Source organism: Luteibacter sp. P4_D7_3 (genome assembly GCF_056401735.1).
The window spans coordinates 12,819-29,310 of the sequence record NZ_JBFUIT010000005.1; the positions used below are offsets into that span (position 1 = coordinate 12,819).

General features: G+C 63.8%; 17 protein-coding genes. 10 read left to right on the forward strand and 7 right to left on the reverse strand.

Features of this window, described 5'->3' with window-relative positions:
• Window positions 1–101: 101 nt before the first annotated feature.
• Complete coding sequence (locus tag AC1DSN_RS01280; RefSeq protein WP_477295670.1) at window positions 102–2,507, reverse strand: S9 family peptidase; 2,406 nt, start codon at window positions 2,505–2,507, stop codon at window positions 102–104.
• A gap of 83 nt (window positions 2,508–2,590) precedes the next feature.
• On the opposite strand from AC1DSN_RS01280, the gene AC1DSN_RS01285 reads away from it, so the two are divergent.
• From AC1DSN_RS01285 to AC1DSN_RS01300, 4 genes are all read left to right on the forward strand, one after another.
• Complete coding sequence (locus AC1DSN_RS01285) at window positions 2,591–4,693, forward strand: prolyl oligopeptidase family serine peptidase (RefSeq protein WP_477295668.1); 2,103 nt, start codon at window positions 2,591–2,593, stop codon at window positions 4,691–4,693.
• A 117-nt stretch (window positions 4,694–4,810) separates the two neighbouring features.
• Window positions 4,811–5,215, forward strand: a complete 405-nt coding sequence (locus AC1DSN_RS01290) for a DUF350 domain-containing protein (RefSeq protein ID WP_477295666.1) — start codon at window positions 4,811–4,813, stop codon at window positions 5,213–5,215.
• 10 nt (window positions 5,216–5,225) lie between these two features.
• On the forward strand, window positions 5,226–5,708 hold the full coding sequence (locus AC1DSN_RS01295) for a hypothetical protein (RefSeq protein ID WP_477329300.1): 483 nt from the start codon (window positions 5,226–5,228) through the stop codon (window positions 5,706–5,708).
• On the forward strand, window positions 5,708–5,911 hold the full coding sequence (locus tag AC1DSN_RS01300) for a glutathionylspermidine synthase family protein (RefSeq protein ID WP_477329302.1): 204 nt from the start codon (window positions 5,708–5,710) through the stop codon (window positions 5,909–5,911). The genes AC1DSN_RS01295 and AC1DSN_RS01300 overlap by 1 nt, the downstream gene beginning before the upstream one ends.
• A 37-nt stretch (window positions 5,912–5,948) precedes the next feature.
• On the opposite strand, the gene AC1DSN_RS01305 is transcribed toward AC1DSN_RS01300, so the two are convergent.
• Genes AC1DSN_RS01305 through AC1DSN_RS01315 form a run of 3 tightly spaced genes read right to left on the reverse strand, consistent with a single transcriptional unit; the run spans window position 5,949 to window position 7,986 of the window.
• Window positions 5,949–6,563, reverse strand: coding sequence for a hypothetical protein (locus AC1DSN_RS01305; RefSeq protein ID WP_477297535.1), 615 nt, complete (start codon window positions 6,561–6,563; stop codon window positions 5,949–5,951).
• 12 nt (window positions 6,564–6,575) lie between these two features.
• A complete protein-coding gene (locus AC1DSN_RS01310) occupies window positions 6,576–7,604 on the reverse strand; it encodes an ImmA/IrrE family metallo-endopeptidase (protein WP_477329304.1) in 1,029 nt (342 codons plus the stop codon).
• A gap of 37 nt (window positions 7,605–7,641) precedes the next feature.
• The gene (locus AC1DSN_RS01315) at window positions 7,642–7,986 is read right to left on the reverse strand and encodes a hypothetical protein (protein WP_477329306.1); all 345 of its coding nucleotides are present in this window, start codon (window positions 7,984–7,986) and stop codon (window positions 7,642–7,644) included.
• An 80-nt stretch (window positions 7,987–8,066) separates the two neighbouring features.
• Between AC1DSN_RS01315 and AC1DSN_RS01320 the strand changes: the two genes are divergently transcribed.
• On the forward strand, window positions 8,067–8,627 hold the full coding sequence (locus AC1DSN_RS01320; RefSeq protein WP_477297540.1) for a sce7726 family protein: 561 nt from the start codon (window positions 8,067–8,069) through the stop codon (window positions 8,625–8,627).
• Here the strand turns inward: AC1DSN_RS01320 and AC1DSN_RS01325 are convergent.
• Entirely contained in the window at window positions 8,624–9,646 is a 1,023-nt protein-coding gene (locus tag AC1DSN_RS01325) for a beta family protein (RefSeq protein ID WP_477329308.1), read from the reverse strand. The genes AC1DSN_RS01320 and AC1DSN_RS01325 overlap by 4 nt on opposite strands.
• 509 nt (window positions 9,647–10,155) lie before the next feature.
• On the opposite strand from AC1DSN_RS01325, the gene AC1DSN_RS01330 reads away from it, so the two are divergent.
• Entirely contained in the window at window positions 10,156–11,268 is a 1,113-nt protein-coding gene (locus AC1DSN_RS01330) for a glutathionylspermidine synthase family protein (protein WP_477329310.1), read from the forward strand.
• Window positions 11,269–11,274: 6 nt separating this feature from the next.
• On the opposite strand, the gene AC1DSN_RS01335 is transcribed toward AC1DSN_RS01330, so the two are convergent.
• Window positions 11,275–11,844 (reverse strand): hypothetical protein, encoded by a 570-nt coding sequence (locus AC1DSN_RS01335; protein ID WP_477299161.1) that lies wholly within the window; start codon window positions 11,842–11,844, stop codon window positions 11,275–11,277.
• Between the two features lie 121 nt (window positions 11,845–11,965).
• Between AC1DSN_RS01335 and AC1DSN_RS01340 the strand changes: the two genes are divergently transcribed.
• From AC1DSN_RS01340 to hemC, 4 genes are all read left to right on the forward strand, one after another.
• Complete coding sequence (locus tag AC1DSN_RS01340) at window positions 11,966–12,634, forward strand: alpha/beta hydrolase (protein ID WP_477329312.1); 669 nt, start codon at window positions 11,966–11,968, stop codon at window positions 12,632–12,634.
• Window positions 12,635–12,678: 44 nt separating this feature from the next.
• On the forward strand, window positions 12,679–13,746 hold the full coding sequence (locus AC1DSN_RS01345; protein WP_477296272.1) for a sensor histidine kinase: 1,068 nt from the start codon (window positions 12,679–12,681) through the stop codon (window positions 13,744–13,746).
• Window positions 13,724–14,437, forward strand: coding sequence for a LytR/AlgR family response regulator transcription factor (locus tag AC1DSN_RS01350; protein WP_063574079.1), 714 nt, complete (start codon window positions 13,724–13,726; stop codon window positions 14,435–14,437). The genes AC1DSN_RS01345 and AC1DSN_RS01350 overlap by 23 nt, the downstream gene beginning before the upstream one ends.
• A 64-nt stretch (window positions 14,438–14,501) precedes the next feature.
• Window positions 14,502–15,422, forward strand: a complete 921-nt coding sequence (hemC, locus tag AC1DSN_RS01355) for a hydroxymethylbilane synthase (protein WP_477296271.1) — start codon at window positions 14,502–14,504, stop codon at window positions 15,420–15,422.
• A gap of 19 nt (window positions 15,423–15,441) precedes the next feature.
• Here the strand turns inward: hemC and AC1DSN_RS01360 are convergent, their stop codons facing one another.
• Window positions 15,442–16,479, reverse strand: coding sequence for a DUF481 domain-containing protein (locus AC1DSN_RS01360; protein ID WP_477296270.1), 1,038 nt, complete (start codon window positions 16,477–16,479; stop codon window positions 15,442–15,444).
• Window positions 16,480–16,492 lie beyond the last annotated feature (13 nt).

Sequence of the window (16,492 nt, forward strand, 5' to 3'; positions counted from 1 at the left end):
GAGCGGTTTAGCCGAAACCGCCATCGCCGATGAATCGGCTCCCACAGGAAGCGTCAGGGCATCGCCGATGAATCGGCTCCCACAAGAGCACAGCGGCTGGCTTACTGGTGCAGGTTCTGCTGGAACAACTCGTCGATACGGCGGTATTCGTCGTACCAGGAGTCCGGATGCACGAAACCGTGGCGCTCCAGGGGATACAGCGACATCCAGAAGTTCTTCTTGTGCAGCTCGATGAAACGCTGGTACAGGCGGACCGTGTCGCTGGCCAGCACGTTGTCGTCGATCAGGCCATGTTCCATCAGCAGCGGGTCGGACAGCTTGTCCGCATACATGATGGGCGAGCTGGTCGCGTAGGCCTCGGGATCGAGCTGGGGATCGTTGAGGATGTTGGCCGAGTATTCGTGGTTGTAGCTGGTCCAGTCGGTGACCGGGCGCAGGGCCGCGCCGGCCGCGAACTCACCCGGGGCGCGCAGCAGCGCCATCAGGGTCATGAAGCCGCCGTAGCTGCCGCCATAGATGCCGACGCGCTTGGGATCCACGTGCTGGTTCTTCACCAGCCAGGCCTTGCCGTCGAGCAGGTCCTCGAGTTCGGGATGACCCATGTTGCGGTAGATCGCCGTGCGCCAGTCGCGGCCGTAACCCTTCGAGGCGCGGTAATCCATGTCGATCACGACATAACCGCGCTGCACCAGCAGGTTGTGGAACATCTGCTCGCGAAAGTACGCCGGGTAGGACAGGTGCACGTTCTGCAGGTAGCCGGCACCGTGGACGAAGATCACCGCCGGGCGAGAGGCGGCGTTGCCACCGTCCGCCGGACCATAGAACTTCGCCCAGATGGTGCCCGCGCCATGGCTGGAAGGAACCTGGACGATCTTCGGCGCAACCCAATCACGGGCCTTGTAGCCGGGCTTGCGTGTGTCCGTGAGCTCACGGGCAGCCGCGCCGTCCACTCCGATCGTTGCCAGTTGCGACGGAACATACGGCGAAGAGTGCAGGACAGCGAGCGTGCGGCCGTCCGGCGACAGGTTGAAATCGTCCAGGCCTTCGAACGTCGTGATGCGGGTCAGCGCGCCACCGGTCGAGGGCACTTTGTAGATGTCGTAGCTATACGGTGCGACCTGGTTGGTGCGCACGAAAAAGGTCGAACCATCCGGGCTGAGCACGGGGTGGTCGGTTTCAAAGCGGCCGCTGGTGATCGCCGTGGCCTTGCCGCCGAGCGGGCGCGTGTAGAGCTGGGCGAACCCGGATTCCTCGCTGAGGTACCAGAGGGTGCGGCCATCGCGCAGCCAGCCGAAGTCGTTGCCGTCCCAGTTGATCCAGGCCTTGTCGGTCAGGCGGTGCTGGCTGACCAGTGCATGCCTGTCGAAGTCGACGCTGGCGATCCAGCGGTCCTTGTTGTCGATCGCGCGCAACTGCACGGCCACGTTGTGACCGTCGTCGCTCCAGACGATGCCCGGGCTGTACTCGCCGTTGACGATGACGGGCCGGACCTTCGGTGCAGCCAGTGCGTCGGCACGGTCACCCTTGCCGTCCTTGCGCAGCGCGGCCACGGTCTTCGCACGGAGCTCGGCGAGCGGATCCTCGCCGATACCCGGGAGTTTCGCGGTGTCGAGCTCGAAGCTGGTGTGCGCACGGAGGTCGAGCAGCCGCAGGGACTGGGGTGCCGGATCGTTGCGGCCGACGTAGGCGCGCGTGGCCTCGGCTTCGGCGTAGCCGGAGTCGGTGACGTAATGTGTGAGGTCGGCGATCTTGCCGCCATCGGCGTCCTTGGCCTGGGTAACCACCAGCATCCAGCGGCCGTCCGGCGACAACGAGGTATCGGTCACCGTGACGTTCTTGCCCAACCAGAACGGCTGCGGCGCCTGGCCCGGATCGGCGGCGGCCAGCGCCTCTGCGTCGGCCTTCATCGCATCGTCGTCCGCGCGCAGGCTGCGCAACGTCTTGAAGATGGCCTGCTGGTCGTCCTTCAGGTCATCGGATTTCGTCGCTTTCGGATCGTCCTTCTCTTCGAGCAGCGCGGCTGGCGTCACCGGGCCGCCGGCGACCGCGTAGGTGAACCAGGCGTTGCCACTTCGAAAGGAAAGCAGGCGGCCATCCAGGGAGAAGTGCGGGTCTCGCTCCTTCGCCGCCGACCGGGTCACCTGCACCGTGGCGCCCGTACCGAGGTCACGCAGGAAGATGTCACCGTGCCGGATAAAGGCCGCATGGCGGTGCTCGCGGTCGAACACCAGCTTGGTGCCATCGGCGCCCGCGGCGGCCTTCGGATCCAGCTGCACCGGCGCGCCACCGGTGGCTGCGACGCGGTAGAGATCGCGGACCGGCGTGCCGTCGTGCTTCAGCGAGTAGTACAGCTGCGTGCCGTCGACGCTCCAGTAAGCGTCTTCAACCGGTGCGCCGATCCAGTCCGGGTCGGCCATGATGGTTTCCATGTCCAGCGGCGGCGGTGGCGCGGCGAAGGCCGGCGCGGCGGCTAAGACAGTAAGCAGGGCGGCGGCGAGTACGCGCATCGAACGTTTCCCGGGTCTGGCAAATCGGTCGAGGATAGCGCGCCTTTGATACGCTCGGGTCCCCTCCACCGGAGTCGTCCCCCATGCGCGTACTCGTTCCCCGCCTGCTCGCCGCGAGCCTGCTCGTTGCCTGCGGCGCCCACGCCGCCCCCACCAGCCCGCCGCCGACGCCGAAGCATGTGGTCGCCGAAACACTCGCCGGGCAGCCGGTGAACGATCCCTACCGTTGGCTGGAGAACCCGGACGCGGCGGACGTGACGGCGTGGATCGACGCGCAGAACGCCTATACCGAAGCGACCGTCGGCGCGATGCCGCTGGGCAAGACGCTGAGCGCCCGCATCCGCGAACTGGCGATCACCTCGACCACCCGCTCGTCGCCCACGCTGGCCGGCGGCACCTTGTTCTATTTCGAGAACACGCCCCCGCAGCCGCAGCCCGTGCTGGTCGGCAAGGCCTGGCCGGATGGCCCCACCCGCACCCTTGTCGATCTCAACCAGGGTGATGGCAACACCGCCATCACCGAATACTGGCCGTCGCCGAGCGGCCGTTATCTTGCCTACGGCACGGCCGAAGGCGGCAGCGAGCTGACCACCATCCATATCCTCGACACCACCAGCGGCAAGCCGTTGGGCGATGTCCTGCCCCTGGCCGGCGGTGGCACGACACCCCAGGCGCTGGCCTGGGATGCCGACGAGAAGGGTGTGACCTACGCGCGCTTCGAAACGCCGAAGGCCGGTCAGGCCCTGCGCGAGTTCGATGCCGTGCTCGCGCACCACACGATCGGCGAGCCGGCCAGCAAGGACCGCACGGTCTTCGGCAAGGGTTACTCGCACGTCGCCGAGTACATCCTGCTCGAAGGCAGCGCGGGCAAGTCCGTCGCGCTGCTCGCCAACGAAGGCGATGGCGGCCCGGCCGAGGTGTACCTGCGCGAAGGCAAGGGCTCCTTTGCCCGCGTACTCGGCCACGACGCCGACGCGCGCTCGGCCGCGTGGGTGGGCGACCGCCTTTTCGTGGTCAGCTTCGCCGGTGCGCCGCGGGGCAAGATCGTCGCGGTAGGGGCGGGCGGCAAGACCACGCCCGTGCTCGAACAAGGCGAGGGCGCGATCCAGCGCGTGACCCCGCTCGGTGACGGCTTCCTGGTCGTGCGCAGTGCGGGTCCCGACTGGTGGGCCGACCAGTACGACGCAAAGGCAGGCTTCGTTCGTCGCGTACCGCTACCCGCCACGGGTGTCACTATCAGCGGCATCGCCTCCGAGTCCGGCCAGAACAAGGCGCTGATTTCCTACGTCGGCTGGACCACGCCGACCCATTGGGCGGAGTACGACGGCGCCAGCGGTTCGCTGAAGACCATCTTCGAAGTGAAGCCCGCCGCCGACTATTCGAAGGTCCGCGTGACCCGCGTGGACGGCGTCTCGAAGGACGGCAGCAAGGTCCCGGTCACCGTGATCTCGATGGACGGCATCACGCCGAACGGCAAGCGCCCGACCATCCTCTACAGCTACGGTGGCTTCGGCATTCCGGTGACGCCGGGCTTTATCGGCGCCAACCTCGCGTGGCTCGAGCGTGGCGGCGTCCTGGCTTACGCCAACATCCGTGGCGGCAACGAGTTCGGCGAAGCCTGGCACGAACAGGGCCAAAAGCTGCACAAGCAGAACGTGTTCGACGACTTCTACGCCGCGGCGCAGGCCATGGTTTCCTCGAAGTGGACCGACACGAAGCACCTCGGCATCCTCGGCGGCAGCAACGGCGGCCTGTTGATGGGCGCAGCACTCACCCAGCATCCGGAGCAGTATCGCGCCGTGGTCGGAGCCGTCGGTATTTACGACGTGCCGCGCCACGAAACCGCATTCGCGAATGGTCCGTACAACGTGAGCGAGTACGGCACCGTGAAGGACGATGCGCAAGCAAAAGCCACCCTGGCGTGGTCGCCATTGCACAACGTGAAGAAGGGGACGGCGTACCCGGCCGTGCTGCTGACCACCGGTGCCAACGACCCGCGTGTCGCTCCGTGGCAGTCACGCAAGTTCGCCGCGGCGTTGCAGGACGCAAGCACGTCCGGGCAGCCCGTGTTGCTGCTGACACGCATGAATGCGGGGCATGGTATCGGCGCGCCTTTCAGCCAGCGTGTCGGTAATGCGGCGTTGTCAATGACGTTCTTCGCCACCGAGCTTGGGCTCGGCGAGTAAAAGCATCGCCGATGAATCGGCTCCTACTTGGCGAAGCACACCCCGCTCGGTAGGAGCCGATTTATCGGCGATAGGCGCTCGCGAAATCCCACACACAGACAGAACAAGGAAGCCTTCGTGATCGTCTCGGACCTGTTCACCCTGCCCGCCTTCGTGGCGTATCTCGCCCTGGGCATCCTCTACTTCGTCGCCTTCGTGGTGACCTACATCTGGATCACGCCGCAACGCGAGATGGCGTTGATCCGTGATGGCAACCTCTCGGCGGCGATCAGTCTCGGCGGCGCGGCGCTGGGCTTCGTGCAGCCGCTGGCCAGTGCCATCGCGCACAGCGTAAGCCTCACCGACCTTGCCCTGTGGGGCCTGGTCGCATGGGTCGTGCAGTTGCTGACCCACTTTGTGCTTCGGCTGATGGTGCGTGACCTGCGCCAGAAAATCGAAGAGGACGTGAGGTCGGTCGCTCTTTTCGTCGCGATCGTCGCGATATGCGTCGGCGCGCTGAATGCCGCTGCGATGTCCTACTGAGGCACCTGCCATGGAAAAGGACACGAAGACGACGTCTATCGCCCCGCAAAAGGATGCGGCGTTCAAACCCGCGACGGGGTACCGACATCCTTCCTTCTACCCACAGAAGGAACCACTGACGCGCAAGCGAACCGTCGCGATCACCCTGGGTGTGCTTGGCGCCGCGGCGGTGGGCTTCGCCACGCTCGGCGGCAAGGACGTGCAGCGCAACAGCTACAACTCGCAGGAAGACTGCGAGCACGACTACGCCACCGGTCAGTGCACGCGCGACCAGGCGGTCGGCGGCACAGGCTATGCGGGCGGTGGTGGGTACCACTATTACGGCCCGTGGTATCGCAGTGACTGGCGCAATGGTCCGATCAAGGGCGATCCTGGCCCGGGCCGGAGCTACGCCTCCGGGTCCGGCTTCACCGGCCATGGTCCGTCCGGATTCGACTTCGGCAGCCGTGGTGGCTTCGGCTCGAGCGGCCGCGTCTCCGCGCGGGGCGGCTGATGCGTCGCGACATCATTGCGCCACGCGAAGGTTGGCAGGACAAAGTCGAGGCGCTTGGTTTCGGCTTCCATACGATCGACGGCCAGGCCTACTGGCGTGAGGATGCGTGCTACGTATTCGACGAAGCCGCCGTGGATACGCTCGAAGCGGCGACAGCCGCGCATGCTTACGGCGCGCGCAGGCGAGCTCAACAACACAGCTGATAGACGATGGTGACTCCGAGCTGGGATCAGAACGCCCTCATGGCACGCCGCAATAGTATCCGAGCGTACGAGCAATCAGTTCGTTCACATAGCTCGAGAGGCCTTCCACGACACTGTCTTTGGTTGCCGGCGCCGTACGCCCAAACGCCAGACTCAAGCTCATATCGGCATCGGGACAGCTCCGAATTTTCGCTGAGATCCGCGAAAAGTCCTCAATGCTTAGAATCCTGAGGATCGCGTGCTCCAAGGCTCGGATTCGAGGCCAGGCGGAAGCTGCGTCAGGTACCGTGGCGAGCGTCGCGAGAGCGCGCTTATCGCCGGTCAGCAGTTGGGACGATTGATCCATCAGCAAAGCGGCAAAGAGCACCTGTTCGCCGGTATCGATGCCAGGAATTTGCAGCGAAAGAACGAGGTTGGCAGCCTCGGGGCTCAGTTGAACTTCCTTCGCTTTCGCAAGAAAGGATTCGGCAGCAGCGACGGCGGCTTCCGTTCCAAGTTTCGCCACTGCGGCAGGTTTGCCGATCCTGAGCTGGAACCTTAGTTGTGGCAATACGGCGACGTCCGACGCGAGGCATCCATACGAATGGACGAGTTCATCGACCAGGCCGTACTGACAACACTTCCTCGCTACATCGCTGTCAAGCAACACCATGAGCAACCCTCCTTAGTCTTGGAATCCTTGGGCGGCTAGCAGGTACTCGCGATTTTCTTCGCTGAGCCTATCCAGCTGCGCATAGCTGACCAAGGCATTCTTGATCAGCTCCAGCGCACCTCCTGAGTCGGGGTAGTACTCAATCGCTTGACTCGCTAAGGGCCACTGCGAGCGCTCTTGCGCAAACGACAGTATGAGATGGCCCGGGTCGATCCTCAACGCCTGACCAAGCTGGAAGGCTTCACCAGCTAGAGTCGTCGATGTGTGATGTTCGTTTAAGCGGACGGCTTGTGCGGTCGCGCCGCGCCGGATAAGTGCCAGGGCGTACGCGTCCGCTTGGGCTTCCTCGCTGTCAAGCGATGTCGCCGGCGTCGTAATCGCGTTGGACACGCTGACGATGTCCTCGTCGATCAGGATGCTGCCTTCGCCGACGTGGCCGCACTGTATGTGCCCGAGTTCATGGGCAAGAACGAACAACTGTCTCGACCGTTGTTGGTGCTTAAGACCAAGAACGATGACGGGACGTCCATCCACAACGGTGGCCATACCGGTTAACCGTTTGCACCCGCGCGGCAGCTCGCTTAAGAACAATACAGGGATGCCGTGCTCCCAGAGCACCGCCAATAACCGGGAGAAATCCACTACCGCATCGGGGCCCGCGACAAGTTCCGCAAGCTCTACGGCACTTTTCGGCAGCGGTCGATAGGTTTCGGATGATGCGAAGGCGCCGAGTCTGGCGAGCGCGAGTCCGATGTTGGCGGCGACTTGAAGCTCTTCCTGTCGCGTGCCTGCGCGATGTTTGAATCGACGTGGCCCGGGTCGGGTTCCAACGGCAATCGTCCCATCCTCGACAAACGAAACCTCTAGGCCAAGACGTTGCTGCAAGATCATCGCGAACTGAAGCGAGCCTGCGCTGGTGCCTAAGAGTGCGTTATCCCACCAATCGGGCAGCAATCGCTCGACGAAAGTTCGGGGGAAGCCATGCTCCTTAAGCACAGCGTAGGCGCGAGTGGCCGTTAGCGGATGTGATGTCGTTGTCATGGGCCTGATCCTTTTCGCAATTGCCGTCGCAACGACCTCACTTGAGTTTGGCTTGATGAATTGATCGGAGCATAGCCGCAATCAATTCAGCATGTCGTTCAGTCCCATCCCAGACCTCGGCAAGCGCCTGCATCAGGTGGGGGGAAGAAGAAGGATCATGGGCGACGGGTTGCGATTTTGCATATGCAAAATCGCGCAGCTGTATAAGTGTCCGGGTGAGCCGCTTCGGTTGACCAAATAAGTTCCGGAATACTTGGGACTGGTTGATTCCAACCTCGGCTGCGATGGCGCTACTACTGTTTAACCCCATGGTCGCAAAGCGGCGTCGCAAATCCTGCGCTAGGCCGACCGGATCGACGGGGGTAGCTCGACGGGTTCGCATATATGCAAATTTACCATATATGCATACAGATTTGCACCAAGCACTGGTATGATGTCGGCGTGCCTGCGGGATGCTCGAATATGCTTGAAGCCGATATCAAAATCGCTCTGAAAGCTCACCTTTCAGACCGCTCCCCAACGCCCCCGCTTCGATTTATCGAAGAGTTCAAGCTCGAACGCGGCTTGGGTCGCGCCGACGTCGTTGAGATCGGCGAATTTCATTGCTATGAGATCAAGAGCGACGCTGACTCTCTTGGCCGGCTTATCGCTCAAGGCTCGCGTTACACCAAGACCTTCAAGAAAGTTACGTTGGTGACTGCGGAGCGCCACTTGGAGCGCGCGATGCCTCTCCTGCCTGAGTGGTGGGGCGTGATCGTCATCCCCATCACTGCCGATGGGAAGTTCCGTCACTTGCGCCCGGCACGCGCTAATCGTGGCCAAGACGCTTACAACCTTGCGGCCACCTTGCTCCGCGACGAATGCCTCTCCCTCATCCGAGGGCTCGGGCACGAACGTGGCTGGAAGACGAAAAGTCTCTACGACATGCAAGCGTTCCTCGCAGGGCAATTGCACTTGGCTGAGTTGGCATCTCTGGTCCCTCAACACATCGCCCGCCGCTTCGAAAGTCCCGCACTCTGCTAATACTGAGCTTTCACCAAGTACGTGATGTGTATCGTCCACGCTTCGGTGATATGGGCATTTCCTCCCTTCTTCTTAGATAAGGGCAACGAAGGATCGACGCGGTCAGCAATCATCGTGTCGCCGTGCGAGTAGCCCTTCTTCCTAAACTCCGCCTGGTGCACGGTGGTCATCAGGACGCTGATGGCAATCGATTGACCTTTGGTCTTGTCCGTGCCCCGAATGATCCGCCAACTATTATCGAGCGCGTACTTGATCGTCGCCTTTCCCCCCCGCCGCGTTAATTGGATCTCTTCCCACTTGGGGCTCAGGATCCCGTAATCGGCAAAGCCAATGTTTACGCTGGGAATTAAGGGAACCAAGCTCGTCCATAGCACCCAGTCGTCACGATCGATGAGCTTTGAGCCCTTGATCGACTGAAGATCGGATGGAAATGCACCCGACGCCACGGTGACCATATTGAAGCCGAGCGCCGCGCAGCCGGCGATGAACGAGGCGAACGACGAGCGCTCATTGCTCGTAAGCGTCGGCGTCGTGCCCATGTCGACCAGAAGCACCACTGATTCCGCCGCGATGCCCAAAATTTGAAGCGCCTGTTGGATCATCGCCAGGGCTGCGGCGTCCGAACCAGACTGCCTTGTACGCAGTCGCAGGCCGACGCGGTGGCGTTTCTTAAGAATTGAGGCGACTGCCGTCCCTCCCAACCGAAGCACATCTGGCGGTCCGAACACCGGGATAACCGACGAGTCATCGGCCGGTAGCTGCTTTAAGAACGTAGACAACTCCTTGAAGCGCGAAGCCGTGAGAGTTCCCGAGGGGTCCGCGTAGTCCACGAGCACCAAGCGTGGCCACACCGTGGCGAGGTGCTTGATGAGCGCGTCGTGTTGCGAGCTATCCCGGATTTCTAAGCACGGCAGTATACGATCTGCGACCGGCTTCTCTAATGCGGCCAGTGCACTCCGTTCATACTGCTGCCACTTAATGATTGGAACGTACGGCGGTCGCGCGTCTGTACTACTCATTGCATCCTCCCCCTAGAGGTGATCTGAACATGCTCGCCGCGCCGATGCGTAAGTTATCGACCGTGCGACCAGAGGAGCACCGGGGGATGCGTTGGTACGCGTGGATCAATCCCACAGGGCGGCGGGGCGCATCCTGAACGCATTTGAGGCAGATGTCTGTAGGTGAAGTCCTACACATTCTAGGCACGTGACTCAACATACCTACGGTAGATGGCCATCAATTGGCGCGGGCACGCCTCGGCGGCCGACGGTCTGCGCGATCGACTCGTGCACAGCATCCGCGGACTCGCGCTCAAACGGGGGTACAACCATCATGCTGCGCCGCTAACTGCCAGTGCCTGCCTGCTGCCTCGCCCGTGAAAGCTCGCGTGGTGGGCGCCTAGGGAAAGACGCAGTTCACGCCGTGATGTCCGTGATCAAGATTCCTGGCGTCGATGGTCACCGCGCGCCGGGTCGCAGGCTTTATGATCCTCGTATTGCACTGATACGATCGCTTCCAAAGATTTTGGATGCATACCCCTGTGCAACGCGCATCGCTAACCCCAAGACCTGACTGGCAGTCTTCCGTGGAGGCGCTTGGTTTCGGCTTCCATACGATCGACGGCCAGGCCTACTGGCGTGAGGATGCGTGCTACGTATTCGACGAAGCCGCCGTGGATACGCTCGAAGCGGCGACAGCCGAGTTGCATGGCCTCTGCCTCGATGCCGTCGATCGCATCGTCCGCGCCGGTCGTTACGCCGACCTCGGCCTCGATGATCGCGCCGCGCAGCTGATCGAGCGTAGCTGGTTCGATCGCGATCCCGCCTTGTATGGCCGTATGGACCTGTCTTTCGACGGACGCTCGCCGCCGAAGCTTCTCGAGTACAACGCCGACACCCCGACCTCGCTGTTCGAAGCCTCGGTGGTGCAGTGGTACTGGCTGGAAGAGGTCGCCCCTGACGCGGACCAGTTCAACTCGATCCACGAGAAGTTGATCGAACGATGGCGCGTTGTCGGGGGTGGCCCGCGCGTGCACTTCGCCGCGTGCTACGACAACCCCGAAGACGCGACGACCTGCGACTACCTGCTGGACACCTGCACGCAGGCAGGGCACGCGGTCGATGCCCTCGACATCGAATCGATCGGCTGGTCCGGCAACGCGTTCATCGACCTTGCCGACCGTCCCATCGACCGGCTGTTCAAGTTGTATCCGTGGGAGTGGCTGATGAGCGAGGCCTTCGCCCAGCATATTCCCGCGAGTGGTACCCGCTGGATCGAGCCGCCGTGGAAAATGTTGCTCTCCAATAAGGCCATCCTGCCCATCCTCTGGGAATACTTTCCGCGGCATCCGAACCTGCTGCCTGCGAGCCGGCGCCGCGAGGATGTCGAGGGTGCGGTGGTCGGGAAGCCGTACTGGGGACGCGAAGGCGAGGGCATCGTGGTACTTGCCGCTGGCGAGCGCGCTGATGCCAAATCCTTCCAGGTTTATCAGTCTCTCGCGCCGCTACCGGTATTCGACGGCCGTCATGCCCTGGTCGGCTCGTGGGTGATCGGCGACGAACCGGCAGGTATCGGGATACGCGAAGACGACGATCGTATTACGCGCAATACGAGCTGCTTCGTGCCTCATTTGTTTCGCTGACTTCGCTCAATGATGTGGCGGGTCGTACATCACGGTGACGTAATAGGTGACGCGGCCGACCGGATTCGCGCGGCTAAAACTCGCGAAAACGAACGCGTCGGATGGCTGGTTGAACGGCGCCATCTGCGACTTGCCCGTCACCTGTACATTCCCTCCGGCGACAATGCCGACGAGATCGGGCTCAGGCGTCGCGGTCGGCGGATCGAAGGTGATGTCCGGGAGCTCGACAGCACCGTACTTCGCCTTCAGGGCGCGATACGTCGTCGCCCAGACCTTCGAGGCGGCCTTGATGTCCTCGCCTTCGTAAAGGTAAACGCCGATGCGGACGAGCTTCCCCTCCTTGAAGAAGAACTGCACGTTCTCCTTGTGACCATCGAACAGTCCGTTATAGGTCTCGAGGTCGCCGTTGGTGAACGACTTGTACGGGCCGGCGTCGACCTGCGAGGTGACCTCCTGCGGCGACATGCCGAAATGCCAGGGCGGGAGGCCGCCGGTCGGTAGCACGGTCTGCGCGGTCGTCGTTGCGCCGAAGGCCAGTGACAGGATCAGTAACATCGATGCAAGAGTTCGTCGCATGTCCCATTTCCCTGGTGTGGTTCGATTGATCGTCAAGAGCATCGCCGATGAATCGGCTCCCACATGGAGCCACCGCGAGTGCCGTGTAACATAATCGATTCTCGCACCCCGGAGTTCTCACATGCCCTTGCCCACCGTCGAAACCGAAACGAAGCCGTCGCCGACCTGGTCGGTCATCTGGCTGCATGGCCTCGGCGCCGACGGCAACGACTTCGCACCCATCGTGCCGGAGCTGGTCGACGCAAGCTGGCCCGGCGTGCGCTTCGTCTTCCCGCACGCGCCGGTGCGTGCGGTGACGGTCAACAACGGTGCACCCATGCGTGCGTGGTACGACATCAAGGGGCTTGCCATCGCGGACAAACAGGATGCCGAAGGCATCCGTGCGTCCATCGATGAAGTCGAAGCCTTGATCGCGCGCGAGGAAGAACGCGGTGTGCCTGCCTCGCGCATCATCCTCGCCGGTTTCTCGCAGGGCGGGGCCATGGCGCTCTCGGCGGGGCTTCGTCACCGCGAGACACTCGCTGGCCTGTTGATCCTCTCAGCCTATCTGCCCTTGCACGAGACCATCGAAGCCGAGCGCAGCGGGTCGAACCACGCCACGCCGATCTTCTGGGGCCATGGCAGCGCCGATCCCATCGTCCCGATGGCGTTGGGCGAGATGTCGCGGCAGGCGCTCGAGTCGCTCGGCCATCGCATCGACTGGCACAGCTACCCGATGGCGCACCAGGTCAGCCTGCCCGAGATCACGGATGTGCGCGCCTGGCTGACGGAGCGCTTCGCCGCCGCGTGATCGCGTGCGCGGCGGGGTGAGCAGGCATCCGGCATACTCGCCGCATGCCCGCCACCCCCTCCGAAACGACCCGCGTTCCGCGCCCACCGTCGGCGCCGTTACCTGATTTCTGCAGCCTGCCGGTGTTGTTCGCCTTGCTCGTGGTGGGCGCGCTGACCGTGACCCTCATGTGGCTGGCCCCCGGCGGGACGGGCACGCTTCGCGATTACTGCATTGCCGTGCTCTTCACCAGCTGGCTCTCAGTACTGCTGACCGTGGCGCTGTGCAAGCTGCGCGGCGGCATGCAACGACTGCCCGGCCTGCTGCCTTATGCGGCGGTCTGGCTCCTGCTGGTCGCCACCGTCGGGATCAGCGCGGCGGTGTTGGGGTGGATGGACCACGGTCTTGCGATCGGCATCACTCCCCGGCCAACGATCCACTTCGTCCGCGACAGCGTGGTCGCCACCGGGCTGCTCGGCGCGGGGCTGCTGCGCTACTTCTTCGTTGTCGCGCAGTGGCAGGTTCGCCTGGCCGCCGAGGCACAGGCACAGGTGGCCGCCCTGCAGGCGCGTATCCGTCCGCATTTCCTGTTCAACAGCATGAACGCCGTGGCCGCCCTGATCCGGGTCGATCCCGACGCGGCGGAGCGCACCGTCGAAAACCTTGCCGAGCTGTTTCGTGCGGCCCTGGGTAGCGACACGGAATCCATCGGCACGCTCGGCGACGAGTGGATGCTCGTCGACCGTTACCTTGAGATCGAAGCGTTACGCCTCGGCCATCGACTGCGGGTGGAACGCGACATCGACGTACCGCCCGAGCTGCCCATGCCACGCATGCTCCTGCAGCCACTGGTGGAGAATGCCATCCGCCACGGCGTGCAACCGAGCCGCAGCGGTGGCACGATCCGCCTTGGCGGGAGCAGGGTACCCGGCGGCGTCGAGATCGTCGTCGACAATCCGATCGCCGATGGTGCACCCACACCCGGTACCGGGCACGGCTTGCGCAACGTACGCGAGCGCGTCCGCTTTCACTACGGCGAGCGCGCCAGCGTGAGGGTGGACACCGTGGCGGACCGTTTCATCGTGACCGTTTTCCTGCCGGAGTCCGCGAATGCGCGTGCTGATCGCCGATGACGAACCGCTCGCGCGGGCACGGCTGGATTCGCTGCTCGCGCGGCGCGGCGACGTGCAGGTGGTCGGCAGCGTAGCCGACGGTGAGGCCGCACTCGAGGCCTGCGCGGCGCTGCAACCCGACCTGATCCTGCTCGATATCGAGATGCCCGGTCTCGGTGGCACGGCGGTGGCGCGTCGCCTTGCCGAGGCGGCGATACGGCCACAGGTGGTGTTCTGTACGGCCTACGAGCAGCATGCGTTGAGCGCGTTCGATCTTGGCGTCACGGACTACCTGCTGAAGCCCGTACGCGCCGAGCGCCTCGACGAGGCCCTCGATCGCGTGGCAACACGCTTGCGACCGACCCCCTCCACGCAGGCCACCTGGCTGCGCGCGCGCAACGGCGCCGACGAGGTCCGCGTGCGTCTGGACGATGTCCTCTATCTGCTGGCCGACGAGAAATACGTGGCCGTCCACCATGGCGGCGGCATGTGGCTGATCGACGACTCCCTGCGCCAGCTCGAAACGGCGCACGGCGACCGGCTGGTCCGCCTGCATCGCAATTGCCTGGTGCCGCGGGCCCGTCTCCTCGGCCTGCGAACGCTGAGCGATGGCCGCGTGCTCGCCCGGCTCTCCGGCACCGAGGTCACGCCCGAGGTGAGCCGGCGGAACCTGCCCGCGGTACGCCAGTTGCTACGTACCGACGCCGGCTGAGCGTGCAAGACCGGGGCGAAACGCGGGACAATCCCGCCTCGACCGATCGACCGCCTGGATAGAAATGACCGCACCACTTCGCATCGCCACCCGCAAGAGCGCCCTGGCCCTCTGGCAGGCCGAGCACGTTGCCTCCCTCCTGCGCCAGGCGCACCCGGGGTTGCAGGTGGAGCTGGTGCCCCTCTCGACCCGGGGCGACGAGATTCTCGATCGCTCGCTGGCGACCATCGGCGGCAAGGGCCTGTTCCTCAAGGAACTCGAAATCGCCATCCTCGACGATCGCGCGGATATCGCCGTGCACTCCTTGAAAGACGTGCCGGCGGAGCTGGAGCCGGGCTTCGTGCTCTCGGCCATCCTCCCGCGCGCGGACGCCGCCGACGCCTTCATCAGCAACCAGTACGCGAATCTCGCCGACCTGCCGCACGCGGCGCGCGTGGGCACCTCGTCGCTGCGACGCCAGGCACAGCTACGCGCGGTGCGGCCCGACCTGCAACTGCTCGATCTGCGCGGCAACGTGAATACCCGGCTGGCCAAGCTCGATGAAGGCCACTACGACGCCATCATCCTGGCCTGTGCCGGCGTGGAGCGTCTCGGCCTCGGAAAACGCATCACCGCACGCCTCGCCAGCCCGGACTGGCTTCCGGCCCCGGGCCAGGGCGCGATCGCCGTGGAATCGCGCGCCAGCGACACCCGCGTTGCCGAATTGATGGCGGCCCTGGGCGACCCCGAGACACAGATTGCCGTGGACGCGGAGCGCGCCATGAACGAACGACTGGGCGGTAGCTGCGCCGTGGCGATCGGCGCGTGGTGCGTGGTGGCCGAATACGGTCTCACGCTGCACGGTATGGTCGGTAACGCCCATACCGGTGAGCTGTTGCGTGCGCAGGCCGATGCGAAGGCCGACACACCCGTGGAGCTGGGGCACGAAGTGGCGGCGATGTTGATCGGGCTCGGCGCCGAGGCGTTTTTAGCGCCTCAGCGTTGAGTGAATCCGGCCCGCAAACTCAGAAGTTATAAACGAGGTTCGTCGTCATCAGCTTGTCGGTGCTCACCGTACCCGGCTGGATGTCGCTGTTGTAGCGGATCTGGTAACCCAGCTTCAGCGCCATCTTCTTGGTCATGCTGACCGACAGGCCGATATCATTCTGGTAGTACTGGTTCTTCGAGCCTGCTTCGATCAGTAGCGTGTCTTCCAGCGCGGTGTTCTCGGTAAGACGGTACTTGCCGTTGATCAGGCTACGTCCCACCACCTCACCCTCGTCCTTCGGGGTATACGGCTCCGACACAGCGGCGCCGGTGGCCGGATCCACCACCGGCGTGCCGTCGGCATTGAGCTCCGGACGGGTGGACTTGGCAGGCTGGTAGCGCTTGTAACCGGGACCGACTTCGAAGGACAGCTCGGCGCGTTCGTTCTTGAGGGCGATGTAGCCGTAGCCGACCGAGACGATGCCCTGCCACAGGTTGGCGCCGAAGTCGTCGTGCTCGTAGCGGGCGGCGGTCACGATGTAGCTGCGCGGATCGAACTTGTAGCCCACCGACGCGCCGGTGTCATACCGGTTGGCCGTGGTGCTGAATTTATCGATCGTGTTGCCGTCGGCATCGGTGACCGTCGTCTCGCCCTTCGAACGCAGGCCATTAAGATAGAGGTTGTTCTTCCAGAGCTCGTTTTCCTGGCTCAGGCCGAGCTTGGCGTTGGCGTTTTCGGTGCGTGAGTTACCGCGCGACGAGGCGAAGCCGAATTCGCCCGAGCCGGTCCAGCCGCCGTTCTGGGCCGCGTTGGGCGCGGCGTTGGGGGCCGGCGCGTTGGCGTCGAACGGAGCGGAGGCCGGAGCCGGTGCGGGCGCCGCGGCGACAACGGGTGTCGTCGTCGTGGTGGTCGTTGTGGCTGGCGTTGTGGTTGTCGTCGGCGTAGTCGTTGTCGTGGTAGTCGCCGTTGTGACAGGCGTAGCGGAGGTGGCGTTCTTGGTGGCGTTGGCGTCCTGCGCCGACGCGGTGAACGGCAGCGCGGCAAGGACGAGCGTGGCGATCAGGGATTGTTTCATCGTCTACCCGTAT